The organism is Antarctobacter jejuensis, from assembly GCF_052266595.1.
Taxonomy (GTDB): domain Bacteria; phylum Pseudomonadota; class Alphaproteobacteria; order Rhodobacterales; family Rhodobacteraceae; genus Antarctobacter; species Antarctobacter jejuensis.
The window spans coordinates 292,114-307,790 of the sequence record NZ_JBQQXJ010000003.1 but is presented as its reverse complement, the minus strand read 5'-3'; the positions used below and the strand labels follow the sequence as shown (position 1 = coordinate 307,790).

General features: G+C 64.7%; 12 protein-coding genes. 5 read left to right on the top strand and 7 right to left on the bottom strand.

Annotated features, from left to right (window positions below; translation table 11 throughout):
- The first annotated feature begins 31 nt into the window (after positions 1 to 31).
- Positions 32 to 1,909: a cobaltochelatase subunit CobT gene (cobT, locus tag ACTXGA_RS06525; protein WP_443392328.1), complete on the top strand. Its 1,878-nt coding sequence runs from the start codon at positions 32 to 34 to the stop codon at positions 1,907 to 1,909.
- 83 nt (positions 1,910 to 1,992) lie between these two features.
- Here the strand turns inward: cobT and ACTXGA_RS06520 are convergent, their stop codons facing one another.
- On the bottom strand, positions 1,993 to 2,475 hold the full coding sequence (locus ACTXGA_RS06520; RefSeq protein WP_443392327.1) for a hypothetical protein: 483 nt from the start codon (positions 2,473 to 2,475) through the stop codon (positions 1,993 to 1,995).
- A 107-nt stretch (positions 2,476 to 2,582) separates the two neighbouring features.
- A complete protein-coding gene (locus ACTXGA_RS06515; protein ID WP_443392326.1) occupies positions 2,583 to 3,035 on the bottom strand; it encodes a DUF6841 family protein in 453 nt (150 codons plus the stop codon).
- Positions 3,036 to 3,166: 131 nt separating this feature from the next.
- On the opposite strand from ACTXGA_RS06515, the gene ACTXGA_RS06510 reads away from it, so the two are divergent.
- The 3 genes from ACTXGA_RS06510 (at position 3,167) to ACTXGA_RS06500 (ending at position 6,744) form a co-directional block, all read left to right on the top strand.
- Positions 3,167 to 4,933, top strand: coding sequence for an aminopeptidase P family protein (locus tag ACTXGA_RS06510; RefSeq protein WP_443392325.1), 1,767 nt, complete (start codon positions 3,167 to 3,169; stop codon positions 4,931 to 4,933).
- A 58-nt stretch (positions 4,934 to 4,991) separates the two neighbouring features.
- Positions 4,992 to 5,333 carry a DUF427 domain-containing protein gene (locus ACTXGA_RS06505; RefSeq protein ID WP_443392324.1) on the top strand — a complete coding sequence of 114 codons (342 nt, stop codon included), beginning with the start codon at positions 4,992 to 4,994 and terminating at the stop codon, positions 5,331 to 5,333.
- Positions 5,334 to 5,532: 199 nt separating this feature from the next.
- The gene (locus ACTXGA_RS06500) at positions 5,533 to 6,744 is read left to right on the top strand and encodes an SH3 domain-containing protein (protein ID WP_443392323.1); all 1,212 of its coding nucleotides are present in this window, start codon (positions 5,533 to 5,535) and stop codon (positions 6,742 to 6,744) included.
- A 51-nt stretch (positions 6,745 to 6,795) separates the two neighbouring features.
- On the opposite strand, the gene ACTXGA_RS06495 is transcribed toward ACTXGA_RS06500, so the two are convergent.
- Positions 6,796 to 8,466 (bottom strand): chloride channel protein, encoded by a 1,671-nt coding sequence (locus ACTXGA_RS06495; RefSeq protein WP_443392322.1) that lies wholly within the window; start codon positions 8,464 to 8,466, stop codon positions 6,796 to 6,798.
- A 79-nt stretch (positions 8,467 to 8,545) separates the two neighbouring features.
- Here ACTXGA_RS06495 and ACTXGA_RS06490 point away from each other — a divergent pair, with 79 nt between their 5' ends.
- On the top strand, positions 8,546 to 9,919 hold the full coding sequence (locus ACTXGA_RS06490; RefSeq protein WP_443392321.1) for an FAD-binding oxidoreductase: 1,374 nt from the start codon (positions 8,546 to 8,548) through the stop codon (positions 9,917 to 9,919).
- Between the two features lie 19 nt (positions 9,920 to 9,938).
- Here ACTXGA_RS06490 and recN read toward each other — a convergent pair whose 3' ends face one another.
- The 4 genes from recN to ftsZ all read right to left on the bottom strand — a co-directional run bounded on the left by recN (position 9,939) and on the right by ftsZ (position 15,539).
- On the bottom strand, positions 9,939 to 11,591 hold the full coding sequence (recN, locus tag ACTXGA_RS06485) for a DNA repair protein RecN (protein WP_443392320.1): 1,653 nt from the start codon (positions 11,589 to 11,591) through the stop codon (positions 9,939 to 9,941).
- Positions 11,592 to 11,624: 33 nt separating this feature from the next.
- Positions 11,625 to 12,479 carry an outer membrane protein assembly factor BamD gene (locus ACTXGA_RS06480; RefSeq protein ID WP_443392319.1) on the bottom strand — a complete coding sequence of 285 codons (855 nt, stop codon included), beginning with the start codon at positions 12,477 to 12,479 and terminating at the stop codon, positions 11,625 to 11,627.
- Between the two features lie 133 nt (positions 12,480 to 12,612).
- A complete protein-coding gene (gene lpxC, locus ACTXGA_RS06475; protein ID WP_443392318.1) occupies positions 12,613 to 13,542 on the bottom strand; it encodes a UDP-3-O-acyl-N-acetylglucosamine deacetylase in 930 nt (309 codons plus the stop codon).
- A gap of 386 nt (positions 13,543 to 13,928) precedes the next feature.
- Entirely contained in the window at positions 13,929 to 15,539 is a 1,611-nt protein-coding gene (gene ftsZ, locus ACTXGA_RS06470; protein WP_443392317.1) for a cell division protein FtsZ, read from the bottom strand.
- Positions 15,540 to 15,677: the final 138 nt, after the last annotated feature.

Sequence of the window (15,677 nt, the reverse complement as noted above, 5' to 3'; positions counted from 1 at the left end):
GGGAGCGGCCAAAGGGCGGATAACAAGCGCCATGAACAAGCCCAGCGACAACCCCGCCGATCCGTTCAAGAAGGCCCTCGCCGAAGCCACCAAGGTGATGGCCGACGACCCGGAGCTTTCGGTCAGCTATACCGTCGATCCGGCCGGTGTGTCGGGTGAGGCGATGCGCCTGCCGCAGGTCAGCCGCCGCATGACCCGCGATGAGGTCATGCTGGCCCGTGGCACTGCGGATGCGCTGGCGCTCTATCACCGTTATCACGACGCGGGGACGCACTCGCGTTACATGCCACAGGGCGACATGGCCCGCGATCTGTACGAGGCGATGGAAACCGCCCGCTGCGAGGCGATGGGCGCGCGTGACATGCCCGGCACCGCTGGCAATATCGACGCCAAGATCGCTGCCGATGCCGCCCGCCGTGGCTATGGCCAGATCCGCGAGGCGGCCGAAGCACCGCTGCCGATGGCCGCCAACTACCTGATCCGCCACCTTGCCACGGGCCGTGACCTGCCCCCCGATGCAGCCAACGTCATGGAACTGTGGCGCGGGTTCATGGAAAATCAGGCCGCCGGCACGCTGGACCGTCTGGATGAAACGCTGTCCGACCAAGGCGCCTTTGCCAGGTTCGCCCGCCAGATCATCACCGATCTGGGTTACGGCGATCAACTGGGCGACGATCCCGATCTGGACGACGACTCCGATGAGGAAGGCGTCGACGACAATCAGGACGATCAGCAGGAACCGGATTCCACCGGCGACGACGACGATGATGGCGAAGAGGCCGATGCCTCGCCCGAACAGTCGCAGGAGGAAACGCAGGATCCCTCTCAGGCACAGGTCACCATGGACGACATGGCCGACCAGGAGCTTGGCGAAGAGGCCGAGATGCCCGAGGGCGAGGCCCCGCTGGAACCCCCTGCCCCGCAGCCGTTTTCCGAGGCGGACCCGGATTACACCGTCTACGCGACTGAACATGACGAGGAAATCGCGGCCGAGGATCTGGCAGAGCCGATCGAGTTGGAGCGCCTGCGTGCCTACCTCGATCAGCAGCTGGAACCGCTCAAGGGCGCGGTGTCCCGCCTTGCCAACAAGCTGCAGCGCCGCCTGCAGGCGCAGCAGAACCGCAGCTGGGAATTCGACCGCGAGGAAGGCATCCTTGACGCCGGGCGTCTGGCGCGTGTGGTTGCCAACCCGACGACACCGCTGTCTTTCAAGGTCGAAAAGGACATGGAATTCCGCGACACGGTCGTGACGCTGCTGCTGGACAACTCCGGTTCCATGCGCGGCCGTCCGATCAGCATTGCGGCGATCTGCGCCGATGTTCTGGCACGTACGCTGGAACGCTGCTCGGTCAAGGTGGAAATCCTTGGCTTTACCACCCGCGCGTGGAAAGGCGGCCTGTCGCGTGAGGACTGGCTGAACGCGGGCCGCGAACAGCAGCCCGGCCGCCTGAACGACCTGCGCCACATCATCTACAAACACGCCGATGCGCCGTGGCGGCGGACGCGCGACAACCTTGGCCTGATGATGAAAGAGGGCCTGCTGAAGGAAAACATCGACGGCGAGGCGCTGGAATGGGCGCATCGCCGGATGGTGCACCGCTCCGAGGCGCGCAAGATCCTGATGGTGATTTCAGACGGCGCGCCGGTGGACGATTCCACGCTGTCGGTGAACCCGGCCAATTATCTGGAAAAGCACCTGCGCGACGTGATCGCCATGGTCGAACGCAAGAAGCAGGTCGAACTTCTGGCCATCGGCATCGGCCACGACGTGACCCGCTATTACGACCGCGCGGTGACGATCACCGATGTCGAACAGCTGGCCGGGGCCATGACAGAGCAACTGGCCGCCCTGTTCGACAGCGACCCACGCGCCCGGGCGCGGTTCATGGGTCTCAAGCGCGCATCCTGAGTACCACGATGGTGGGCTGGCGGCCGCCTGGATAGCCCCGCATCTCGTGCGCAGGGGCGCGCCACCCGGCGCGGCCCTCGCTCTTACCCGTCCGAATCCTTGGTAGTCACCGGGCGATCGCTGGTCGCCAGCATCGACCGGCGCATCGCCGAGTTCAACGGATTCCGCCCGTCCACCGTGAACTGCGCCAGATGGACCTTCCAGCAATCGGGATAGCGGTGCAGGATCGAAAAGGCCTGATGCGGCGTGCCGCTCAGGACGGTGCCGTGGTAGATATAGCGCGTTTCATGCGTGGCCCAGATCGTGTCCGGATCCTTGAATTCCGCATGGGTCACGCGCCGCACCATATGTGTGATGCTCTGTTCCCGCTGCCGCGCGATGACCTCTTCGAACAGCGCGCGTGTCTCCGCCTCTGTGTTCAGGACGCGACGGCCCTCAAGGCTGTCGACCGTATTGGGAACCGCGAACCAGCGCAGCAGGGCCGGCATGTCGCCCGACAGCATCGCCTCGCCACATCGGTCCAGCATGTCCTGAAAGAGTTCACAGGCTTCCGGATCATTGCCCACTGCCGTCCCCGCTTTTCTCAGTTTTGTTTATTTATCCGAGATGGGGTAGCAGGCGGCTCGTCCCGCAGACAATGCGACCAGTTGCACCGGCCGGGAGCGCGGTTTTCTCAGCTCACGTCGCGCGTTGTACGCACCTGCTCAAGGGTCGCGTTCACCGGGTTGTCGCCGGTCACGGCGAATTGCATCGTGCTGATCTTCCACCGATCCTGCCGGTGTTTCAGGATGACAAAACTGACATAGGGCTCTTCGGCGCGAAATCCGCCGGCACTGACATACCGGGTCTCATAGGTTGCCCAGATGGTTTCCTCGTCCTTGAAACTGGCCTCAAGACAGCGGCGGACCATGTGGGAAAACTGCCGGGACTTGAGGTTCTGGATGAAGGACATACAGATCGCCCGCATTTCCGCCTCTGTCGTGACGACGGTCCGGCCCTCCATGCTGTCCAGCGTGCAGGGCAGATCACACCAGGCCAAGGTCGCCTCGACATCCCCGGAAATGGTCGCCTCTCCCTGGCGGTCCAGAAAATCCTGGGCAATAACTCTCGCCGTTTCAGACCCCATGCGAATTTCTGCTTTCCAAAATACGTTCCGCTCTACTTTTACAGTCTCCAGGCGCAATAAAGAAATCCTTTCTGCCCGGCCCCTTGCCACCCGGCGGCCTTTGGCTAACCTGCGCGCGAAAGGAGACCCCGATGTTTCAGACCTTTGCCGAAACCGCCTCTCCGGATCAGGGGCCGCCGCGCCTTGCCGCGTTGCGCGGACAGTTGTTTGCCGCCGATCTGGACGGGTTCATTGTCCCGCGCGCTGATGCGCATCAGGGCGAATACGTCGCCCCCCGCGACGACCGGCTGGCCTGGCTGACAGGGTTCACCGGCTCGGCCGGCTGGTGTGTCGCGCTCAAGGATCGCGCGGCGGTCTTTGTGGACGGGCGTTACCGTGTGCAGGTCAAGGCACAGGTGGATGAGATTTTCGAAAAGGTCGACTGGCCGGAAACCTCGCTGTCGGACTGGATTGGTCGCGTGCTGCCCAAGGGGCGCATCGGCTTTGATCCGTGGCTGCTGAGTGTCGCGCAACTCCGCAGTCTCAGCGCGAAACTGCCGGATGTGACGCTGTCCGCGACCGACAACCTCATCGACGCCGTCTGGCCCGATCAGCCCGAACCGCCACAGGGCGCGGTCTTTGCCCAGCCGCTGGAACTGGCCGGAGAGGCGCATGGCGAAAAGATCGCGCGCCTTGCCAAGGATCTGCAGGCCCCCGCCGCCGTCATCACGCTGCCCGACAGCATCGCATGGCTGCTGAACATCCGGGGCAGCGACATTCCCCGCAACCCGGTGCCGCATGGGTTTGCCGTGCTGCACGGCGATGCGCGCGTGACGCTCTATATGGACGCGGCCAAGCTTACGGATCTGGGCGACCATCTTGGCGGCAATGTCACCCTGCGCGCCCCCGCTGACCTGTTGCCGGACCTCAAGGCGCTATCGACCCCCGTGCAGATCGACCCGGCCACCTGCCCCGTCGCCGTGGCCGAGGCCTGCGCCGAAACGGTCGAGGCCCCCGATCCCTGCCTGATGCCCAAGGCGCGCAAGAACGCCGCCGAACTGGACGGCACCCGCGCCGCGCATCACCGCGACGCGCTGGCCATGGTGCGCTTTCTGGCCTGGCTTGATGCACAACCGGCGGACAGCCTGACTGAAATCGACGTGGTCAAACGTCTGGAAGAGGAACGCCGCGCCACCAACGCCCTGCGCGACATCTCGTTCGAGACGATTTCCGGCAGCGGGCCGAACGGGGCCATCGTCCACTACCGCGTGACCGAAGCGACCGACCGCAAGGTCGGCGACGGCGAACTGCTGCTGGTCGACTCGGGCGGTCAATACGTCGACGGCACCACCGATATCACCCGCACCATCGCCATCGGCGAACCGGGGGCCGAGGAAAGAGAGGCCTTCACGCGCGTCCTCAAGGGCATGATCACCCTGTCCCGGATGCGCTTTCCCAAGGGGCTGGCCGGGCGCGATCTCGATCCCTTTGCCCGCGCCGCGCTGTGGGAGGCGGGGCTGGACTATGGCCACGGTACCGGCCACGGCGTCGGCGTCTATCTCGCCGTGCACGAGGGACCGCAGCGCCTTGCCCGCACCGGCACCGTGCCGCTGGAAACCGGCATGATCCTGTCAAACGAGCCCGGTTTCTACCGCGAAGGGGCCTATGGGATCCGGATCGAGAACCTGATTGCGGTCGAACCCGCGCCCAAGCTCTACGGGCAGACCGTGGCCGAGATGCTGCAATTCGAAACCCTGACATGGGTGCCCATCGACACACGCCTGATCGATCCACACCTGTTGACGGAAACTGAGCGCAACTGGCTGAACGACTACCACCGGCGCGTGCATGAGATGCTCGCCCCACATCTGGATGCGGCAACGGGGCAGTGGCTCTCGGACGCATGTTCTGCCATCTGACATATCAACGTTACAAAACCCGTGTCTGTGATGCGGGCAAAGACTGGGGAGCGAAGACATGAGCACTATTACGATCACGCCTGCCACAGGCACCTGGGTTGTGCGCGCCGGCGGCGCGGTGCTGGCTGAATCCACCGAGGCCCTGAAACTGCAGGAAGACGGCCATGCGCCGGTGATCTACTTCCCGCGCGGCGATATCGCCATGGCCTTCCTTGACGCCACCGATCACAGCACCACCTGCCCGCACAAGGGAAAGGCCAGCTATTTCTCGATCGCGTCGAAATCCAAGACCTATCAGAACGCCGCATGGTCCTATGAGGACCCCAAGGAGGCGGTCGCCGCCATCAAGGGACACATCGCCTTTTACGAACAGGACGGCGTCAACGTCGAAAACGTCTGACAATCGCCGTTCCACCCCCTTGTTGCGGGGCCGGATCACCTGTCAGGGCCGCCTTCGGGCGGCCTTTGCCGTTTCAAAAACCTCCCGACAAGCCGTTGAAAACAAAGGATGCTATTGTCTAACAGGGCCCCGATATTGCTCTGCGCAGGGGGCTTGACCCATGTCTGGTCCATCGCTTCAGGCAAAAAGGACCAGATCCATGCTTCGACTGCTCACCTTCCTTTCGGCAATGTTCCTTGCCACCGCCGCGGCGGCCACGACCCTTTGGGTCGATGCCCCCCGCGACGGGTATCTGAACCTGCGAACCGGCCCCTCGGTGCAATATCACGTGCTGGGCAAGATGCCCCATGGCAGCAAGGTCAAGCTGCTGAACGCCCCGGGCAAATGGGTCAAGGTACGGCACCAGTCCGGCCTCGTCGGCTGGGCGCATGGCGGTTTTCTCAGCCAGACCCAACCCAAACTCGGCCATGACCGCGATTATGGTGGCCATGTCGACAAGTACCGGGATGGCACGCGCTACTGGGTCAACGCCCCGCGGTACGGGTTTCTGAACCTGCGCGCCGGTCCGTCGCGTCACGACCGCGTCATCGACAAGCTGACGCATGGCAGCGAGGTCCGCGTGATCCGCAAGCACGGCAAATGGTACAAATTGCGGGTCGATAGCATGACCGGCTGGGCGCACAGCGGCTTTCTGACGGAACACAGGGTCAAGGCGCAGGTTCAGGGCGACCCTTATTGGGTCAACACGCCCCACCGCGGCTTTCTGAACATGCGGGCGGGTCCGTCGCGCAACTATCACACCGTCACCCAGATCCCCCATGCCGCCAAGGTGCATGTGCTCCACAAGCAGGACCAGTGGTACAAACTGCGCTACGACGGTCAGACCGGCTGGGCCAACCAACGCTTTCTGTCGGCGAACAAGATCCACACCGGCGGTCATACGGGCGGATATCAGGGCCAGCCCACCGGTCATGACTACTGGGTCTACGCGCCGGGCTATGGCGGCCTGAACCTGCGGACCGGCCCCGGCACCACCTATGATGTCATCGTCACCATGCAGCAGCGCGACAAGGTTCAGGAACTGGGCCGTCAGGGTGACTGGTTCCTGCTGCGCCACAGCTCCGGCGCGACCGGCTGGGCGCATGGCGACTACCTGGTCAAGCAGGATCCGGGTTTCGTTCCTGCGCCCAACAAGGGCTACAAACAGGGCGGCCATGACAAGGGCAAGGATAAGAACAAGGACTTTGGTGGCGTGCCGTGGAACAACCACAAGACCGATCCGCCCCATGGAAAGAAAGCCCAGAACCTTGCACAGGCGCTCATGTTCTGCGCCACGCGGGATGGTCGGTTCTTTGAGCGATGCCTCCAGAACCAGTTGGGCTACCTGCCGCAGGGCTACGCCCGCCGTTAAGCCAGCGGACAACCTGAAACCGCGATCGGCGCCCCCCCGGATGGAGGGGCGTCAGCTGTGTTCTTCGGCCGCCGTCGCCGCAAGCGCGCGGTTATACGCCTTCAGCGCGTCGACGTGGAACAGCGCGCCCTGCAGGACCGGCTCTCCATCTTCCAGTGTCACCACCGGCAGATAGGCCACCCCGGACTTGTCGAACCGGGGCAGCGCGGTTTCCAGTGTCGCACTGGCCTGCACATACAGCCCCTGTTCGATCATCCGCAGGCAGGCCTCTTCGTCCGCCGCCTTCTCATGTGTCGGCTTGCGCATCACCCCCTGCACACGGAACATCGCCAACAGATAGGCCTGCGGCCCCGCCGCAAGGCTGACGTTCCGCCGCTTCAACTGGGTCAGAAAGAATGACCGGTTGACCAGACGGCTGCCGACAGCCGTCGACATGGACACGGACACCATCACCGCCAGCCCGGTCTGCCAGTCCCCCGTCAGTTCGAACACGATCAGCGTGGTCGAAATCGGCGCCCCCAGCACCGCCGCCGCCACAGCCCCCATCCCCGCAAGGGCGTAAAGCGTAAAGGCCGAGGACATATCCGGTGCCAGCCCGGTTGCAATATGGCCGAATGTCAGCCCGGTCAGCGCCCCCACCATCAGCGAGGGCGAAAAGATCCCGCCGCCCATGCGCCCCGCAATCGTGATCGACACAGCCGCCACCTTGATGATGCAAAAGATCAGCGCCTCGTGCATCAGCAGACCGCCGGTCAACGCGCGTGAGGTCGTCTCGTACCCGACGCCGATGATATGCGGGAAAAAGATCGCAATCGCGCCCAGCAACAGCCCCGCCACCGCAGGGCGCAGCCAATAGGGCAGCCCCAGTTTCTTTTGCAGCTTGGTTTCCACGTCGTCGGCAAAGAACACCGACCGCATCATGATCACCGACACCAGCCCGCAGACCAGCCCAAGGATGAAAAACGCGGGCAGCTCCAGATAGAATTCAACCGTCGTCGTGCCCGGCAGCACGAATTCGGTCACATCGCCATAGACCAGCCGGTTGATCACCGTGCCCGCCGCGCTGGCCACCACGATGGGCGCAAAGGCGTGCAGGGCAAAGTGCCGCAGGACCACCTCCAGCGCGAACAGCGCCCCGGCAATCGGCGCGTTGAAGCTGGCAGAGACCGCCGCCGCCACCGCACAGCCCAGCAGGTCGCGCCCGGTGATGCCATCCACCTTCAGCGCATTGGCGACCCAGCTGGAGATCAGCGCCGCGATATGCACCACAGGCCCTTCCCGGCCCGTGCTGCCCCCGGTCGACAGGGTGATCCATGAACACAGGACAGAGGCGATGCCCGCCTTGCTTTCGACCCGTCCGTCGTTCAGCGCCGCCCCCTCGATCACATCCGCAACCGCGCGCACCCGCCCGTCCGGTGTCGAAATATGCAGGATGATCCCCACCACGATGCCGCCGATCGCCGGGATCAGCAGCACCCAGACCCACGGCAGCCCCTCGGCAAAGCTGTGCAGCGTGTTCACGTCCGGCGTGCCGTAGACCCAGGTCTGCAGCGTCTCGATGGCAAACCGAAAGGCGATGGCCGCGAGGCCAGAGGCGATGCCGATCCCCAGCGCGATGAACCAGAAGGTCACCTGCCCCGGCCCCTTGTGCCGCAACAGGTCCCAACTGCGCCCACAGGCCGCCCGTATGCTGTTCACCTGATCGGTCAGGACCTTCGACACGAACAACTCCTTCGATCCTTTGGCTTCCCCGCACCGCGCGCTGTGGATATGGTTAACGCGCACGACAGCGGAGTTCCTCATGCCCATCGCTCAGGCGATCGACGATCTAAAGACCCTCCTAGGCGAACGCATCAGCATGTCCAAGTCCGTTCTGGACGCACATGGCGCGTCCGAATCCTATTTCCCGACCACCCCGCCCGATGCGGTGGTCTTTCCCGAAACCGCGGAAGAGGTCCGCCAGATCGTCGAGATTTGCTCTGACAATGCCGTGCCGCTGATCGGCTGGGGCGCCGGCACCTCGCTGGAGGGGCACACGCAGCCGGTGCAGGGCGGCGTCACCGTCGATTTCCAGCGCATGAACAAGGTGCTGGAAATCCGTTCCGCCGACATGGACGTGACCGTCCAGCCCGGCGTCACGCGTGAGGCCCTGAACGAGGAACTGCGTGCCACCGGCCTGTTTTTCCCGGTCGATCCCGGCGCCAATGCATCCATCGGCGGGATGGCGATGACCCGCGCCTCGGGCACCACGGCGGTACGCTACGGCACCATGCGCGACAATGTTCTGGGGATGGAGGTGGTGCTGGCCGACGGACGGCAGATCCGCACCGGCACCCGCGCGCGCAAATCCGCAGCGGGCTATGACCTGACCGCGCTGATGGTCGGTTCCGAAGGGACGCTTGGCCTTGTGACCGAACTGACCCTGCGCCTGCACGGCCAGCCGGAATCGGTCAGCGCGGGGATCTGCGCCTTTCCCGACATGGGCAGCGCCACGCAGGCGGTGATGGAAACGATCCAGATGGGCCTGCCCCTTGCGCGGATCGAATTTGCCTGCGCCGATACCGCCCGCGCCTTCAACGCCTATGCGGGCCTCGACATGGAAGAGGCCCCGCACCTGATGGTGGAATTCCACGGCAGCCCGGAAAGCGCCGCGCAGGACGCCGAACGCTTTGGCGATATCGTGGCCGATCACGGCGGCAGCCCGTTCCGCTGGTCCGTGCGCGAGGAAGAGCGCCGCGCGCTCTGGTCTCTGCGGCACAACGGCTATTACGCGATCCTCGCCTCGCGCCCCGGCGCGCGCGCCATCGTCACCGACATCTGCGTACCGATCTCGCGGCTGGCGCAGGCGGTCGAACAGACGCAGGCCGATATCGCCGCCAGCCCGATCACCGGCCCCATCCTCGGCCATGTGGGCGACGGCAATTTCCACGCCGTCCTGCTGATCGACCCGGATCAGCCATCAGACCTCGAAGCGGCCAAGCGCCTTGCCGGGCGCATGGTCGAACGCGCCCTGCTGCTGGGCGGCACCTGTACGGGGGAACACGGCATCGGCTTTGGCAAGCTGCCGTTCATGCAGGCCGAACATGGAGAGGCATGGGCGGTCATGGGGGCCGTGAAACGCGCGCTGGACCCGCAGAACATCATGAACCCCGGCAAGGTGGTGCCGGGCAACTGACCGGCCCGCGAAACGCGGCTCAGCCGTTCAAAAGGGCCCGTGCCGCCGCGCGGGCCTCTTTCGTGACCACGTCGCCGGACAGCATTCGCGCGATCTCGTCCTCGCGCTCTCCCGCTTGCAGCGGAACAACCTCGGACAGGGTCACACCATCCTGCACCCGCTTGGCCACCTGCCAGTGATGCCCGCCAAGTGCTGCCACCTGCGGCGAATGCGTGACCACCAGAACCTGACCGCCTTCGGACAGGGCCTTCAGCCGCCGGCCAACGGCATCCGCCGTGGCCCCGCCAACGCCCCTGTCGATCTCGTCAAAGATCATTGTCGCCCCCCTGCCCTGCGCCTCGGTCAGGCAGACCTTCAGCGCCAGCAGGAACCGCGACAATTCCCCGCCAGAGGCGATCTTGTTCAAGGGGCCCGCAGGCGCACCGGGGTTCGTGGCCACGGTAAAGCTGACCGCGTCGCGCCCCTCTGGCCCATCGGGCACCTCTGTCATCGCCGTGTGGAAAACCGCGCGCTCCATCTTCAGCGGGGCCAGTTCCGCGGCCACCGCCGCGTCCAGCCGGACCGCCGCCGCCTTGCGCAATTCGGTCAGACCACTGGCCGCCGCGTCGTAATCCGCCTCTGCCGCGCGAATGGCGCGCTTCAGATCGTCCAGCCGCGCCTCTCCGGCATCCAGGGCCTCCAGCCGCTCCGACAGGGTCTCGGCCAATCCGGGCAATTCGTCCGGCGGCACCGAATGTTTGCGCGCCAATCCCCGGATCGCGAACAACCGCTCTTCGGCGTCTTCCAGTTCCATCGGATTGAATTCCAGCGCCTCCAGACAATCGGCCACGCCGCGCGCGGCCTCGTCCAGTTCCGCCATCGCCCGCGTCAGTGCACCGATCGGCGCGTCCAGACGGCCATCGGCCTTGTCCGCCACCCCGTCCAGCCAGCGCAGCGCATTGGCCATCGCCCCTTCGGCCCCGTCATAGCCTAGCGCCGAGGATGCCTGCGCGATGTCATCGCGGATCTTCTCCGCCGACTGCATCATGCGCCGCCGGGTGTCCAATTCCGCCTCTTCGCCCTCGACCGGGCCAAGCTGCTTCAGTTCGGCAACCGCGTGGCGCAGGAAATCCTCTTCAGCCCTGACCGCCTCCAGCGCCTTCTCCGCCTCGGTCAGCGCCTTGCGCGCGCCGGACAGGGCGCGCCAGGTCCGGCGGACCTCGGCCTGCGCCGCCTCCGCCCCGGCAAAGGCATCCAGAATGGCGCGATGGCCACGCGGGTCCAGCAGGCCGCGGTCGTCATGCTGCCCGTGCAGTTCCACCAGCGTTTCGGACAAGCGCCGCAGCACCTCGCCCGAAACCCGCCGGTCGTTGACCCATCCGGTCTTGCGCCCGTCCTTGGTGTTCACCCGCCGCAGGATCAATTCGTCCGACACCGGCAACCCGGCCTCTTCCAGCACCGCCCAGGCCGCGTGATCCCCCGGCAGGTCGAATTCGGCCACAACCTCGCCCTGCTCGGCCCCGCCGCGCACCAATTCGGCCCGGCCACGCCAGCCCAGCACGAACCCCAATGAATCAAGAAGGATGGATTTGCCCGCCCCGGTTTCCCCGGTCAAAACGTTCAACCCCGGCTGGAACTCCAGTTCCAGCCGTTCGATGATAAGCATATCCCGGATTTCAAGTGCGCGCAGCATGATCGCCAGAGGCCTACAAGGCCTCGCCGTCCCTTACAACCACTCGCCCTTGATCATCTGTCGGTAGATCGCGGAAAGCCAGTTGTCGCCAATCGCCTGGGCCTCCAGCCCCTGACGGGTCAGCAGTTTGTAGCCGTCCTCATACCATTCGCTGGACTGGTAGTTGTAGCCAAGGATGGCCCCCGCCGTCTGCGCCTCGTCCAGAAGGCCCAGCGAGATGTAACATTCGATCAGGCGATACAGCGCCTCCGGCGTGTGCGTCGTGGTCTGGAAATCCTCGACCACAACACGGAACCGGCTGATCGCCGCGCCAAAGTGATCCCGCTTGAGATAGTAGCGGCCCACCTCCATCTCCTTGCCCGCAAGGTGATCAAAGGCGAGGTCGAATTTCAGGATCGACGACCGGGCGTATTCGCTGTCCGGATACCGCTCGATCACCGCCCGCAGCGATTGCAGCGCCTGAAAGGTCAGACCCTGATCCCGGCCCACCAGTTCGATCTGGTCGTAGTAGGACAGCGCCAGCAGGTAGGCCGCATAGGCGGCATCGTCATCGGCCGGATAGAAATCGATGAAACGCTGCGCCGAGGAACGCGCGTTTTCATAGTCCTTGTTCTCATGGTGGGCATAGGCCTGCATGATCAGGGCCCGCTTGGCCCAGTCGGAATAGGGATAAAGCCGCTCGACCTCACCAAAGTAGAAGGCCGCGTCCTCGGGATCCTTGCGCTGCAGCTCGTATTCGCCGCGCTCGAATATCTGTTTGGCGGTGTAGGATTCGAGGGGGGTGTTGCCCGGGCCGACATCGCGACGCTGCAATTCTCCGCAACCGGCCAGCAGCAGCGCTGCGGCTGTTACACCGAACATCAGTTTGCGCGATCCGCCCACAGTCATGCTCGACCGTCCTCTGTTTTCCTTGGCAGCCCCAGCGGCGCTACCCATTGGCAGGGGTCTAGCACAGATAATTCCGGGGCAAAATGTCTTAAGAGCCGAATATTGCGCGTCTTGCCGCGCATGTGACATCAGGTCAGGCGACAGCCGGAATCTCGTGCCGTTCCACCCCTGCGCCCGGCAAGCGCGCGGCCCGAACTTCGTCAACCAGAACAATGCGATAGGCATCGGGCTGGGCAAAGAGCGCGCGCAACAGCGCGTTGGTCATGGCGTGCCCGGCCTTGTAGCCTTCGTAGTGGCCAAGGATCGGCGCACCGGCCAGCGCGAGGTCGCCAAGCGCATCCAGCATCTTGTGGCGCACGGCCTCATCCGCGTGGCGCAGACCACCCGGCGACAGAACCTTGTCCCCATCGACGACAACCGCGTTTTCATAGGTCCCGCCAAGGGCCTTGCCCGCGGCGCGCATCGCATCCACGTCCGCCGCACGGCAGAAAGTACGGCTGTCGCACAGTTCCCGCACAAAAGTGCCATTGGCAAGGTTCAGGCGCTTGGACTGCGTGCCGATGGCCGCATCCGCAAAGCTGATGTGGAACTGCATCGTAAGCCCCTCGCCCGGCTCTCCGGGCAGCAGCCGTGCGCCGCCTGCCTCGGTCTCAACGGAGACCGGCTTGAGGATTTCGATGGCCCGGATCGGGGCGCTCAGGGCGCGCAGGCCACGGGACAGGATACCGCGCACGAAAGGCACCGACGACCCGTCGAGGATGGGGGCCTCGGGTCCGTCGATCTCGATCAATGCGTTGTGGATGCCGCAGCCCGCAAGGGCCGCCATCACATGTTCCACGGTCGACACAGAGGCGCCCGCACGGTTGACGATCTTGGTACACAGCGGCGACGCCTCGACGGCCTCCCAATGGGCCGGGATCATCGTATCGCCAAGGCGGATGTCGGTGCGCTTGAACCAGATGCCGTAATCGGCGCTGGCCGGGCGAATGGTCAGACGTGCCGGGGCGCCGGAATGAAGTCCGACACCGGTAAAGGTGATCTGCGATCTGATCGTTGTCTGCACGGTTCTGCCTCTACGGTTGCACACGTCCCCCCAACCTGGACGCGGCTTTGATAGTGGGCATATTGGACCGCTGGCCGCCTCTCAAATCAAAGATTGTAACCGTGTGAAACATGTACGGAGGCGGGTCGGCGGAACCCTGCCGCACGCGGATGCTAGCGCGCTTAACCGACTGAAATATCGTATAAAATTACCGCGCAAAACCGCTGTTTTCTGGCGTTCGAATCAGGCCGAATTCCCCGGTTTTTGAACGAGTGTTGCGAATTGTTAACACTGCGTGACCTATCCCTGAAACGCGAAACCGCCCCTTGCCGGGGGCAAGAGGCGATCTCACGAGGTATTCAGTTTCGGGCAGGATGGGTGTCCCCTGCCCTTTTCCGGTCCTGGCCTCAGTTGGCCTGACGGCGCAGGAAGGCCGGGATTTCGATCCGGTCATCTTCGGCATCTACGTCCTGGTCATGAACCGGGGCCGGTGCCGGACGATGCGACTGAACCGGCGGCGCGGCGCGGCGCTGTTGCGCCGGAGCGGCGGGCTCGCCGTGGCCGGTCATGCGACCGATCAGGGAGTTCACGCTGAACCGCGGCTTTTCCTCTGCCTGCGGGGCCGGCGCGGGCTGCTGCTGCTGCACATCCTCACGGGTGCGCGCGGCGGCGGCCTTCAGCCGGTCCAGCGTTGCGGGGCTGGGCGTGCCGGGCGCCGGGGCGCGCGGCGCGACAAAGTCCTGCGGATCCGCTTCGATGGTGTCGGGCGCCGGGCGGAACTCGGCAACCTGCGGGCGATAGGCCGGCGGCGGCAGGCCGTCGTCGTCCTGCGTGTCCTCGATCACCTCGTCATAGTCGCGCGACATGACCGGCTCGTTGGCATCCGGATCCATCTGGCCGAACAGCGACGGCTCGGTCTCGGGCGCCTTCTCGGCGACAACGGGCTCTGCCTTCGGCGCGGGGGCCGCTTCCGGGGCCGGAGCCGCAGCGGCGGAAGAACCAAGCGGCTTGGACAGCGGACGGCGCGGCACGGGCATGTCGCCCACGTTTTCCGAGGCGTCGATGCCGGTTGCAACGACGGAGACGCGCATCGTCCCGCCCATGCTTTCGTCCATGGTCGAACCGACGATGATGTTGGCGTCGGCGTCCACTTCCTCGCGGATGCGGTTGGCCGCCTCGTCCAGTTCGAACAGGGTCAGGTCGTGACCGCCGGTGATGTTGATCAGGACACCTTTGGCGCCCTTCAGGCTGATTTCGTCCAGCAGCGGGTTGGCAATCGCCTTCTCGGCGGCCTGGATCGCGCGATCCTCGCCCTCGCCCTCGCCGGTGCCCATCATGGCCTTGCCCATCTCGTCCATCACCGCGCGCACGTCGGCAAAGTCGAGGTTGATGAGGCCCGGGCGGACCATCAGATCCGTCACACCCTTCACGCCCTGATACAGCACGTCATCCGCAAGGCTGAACGCCTCGGTAAAGGTGGTCTTTTCGTTCGCAAGGCGGAACAGGTTCTGGTTCGGGATGATGATCAGCGTATCCACGACCTTCTGCAGGCTGTCCACGCCCGCTTCGGCCTGCTTCATCCGCTTGGCACCTTCGAACTGGAAGGGCTTGGTCACTACACCGACGGTCAGAACACCCAGCTCACGCGCGGCCTGCGCGATGATCGGCGCGGCCCCTGTCCCGGTGCCCCCGCCCATGCCTGCGGTGATGAAACACATATGTGCGCCGGCAAGGTGATCGACGATCTGCTCGATGCTTTCCTCGGCCGCCGCCGCGCCCACGCTGGCGCGCGCCCCGGCGCCCAGTCCCTCGGTCACCTTGACGCCCAACTGAACGCGGCTCTGAGACATGCTCTGTGCCAGCGCCTGCGCGTCGGTGTTCGCGACGACAAAGTCGACGCCCTCGAGGTTCTTCTCGATCATGTTGTTGACAGCGTTGCCGCCCGCACCGCCCACGCCAAAGACCGTGATCCGTGGTCTAAGCTCCTCGTGGCCGGGCATCGAAAGGTTGAGTGCCATGATGTCGTCCGCCTGTTTCTTTTCCGGTTTCAGGCCTGTTTCACAGCCTGTTCCCGACAATCCTACCGATTGAGGCATGGCCCGTCACGCAAAAAACGCAAAATAACCACCAAATATGGCCGAAATATCCGCCATTTT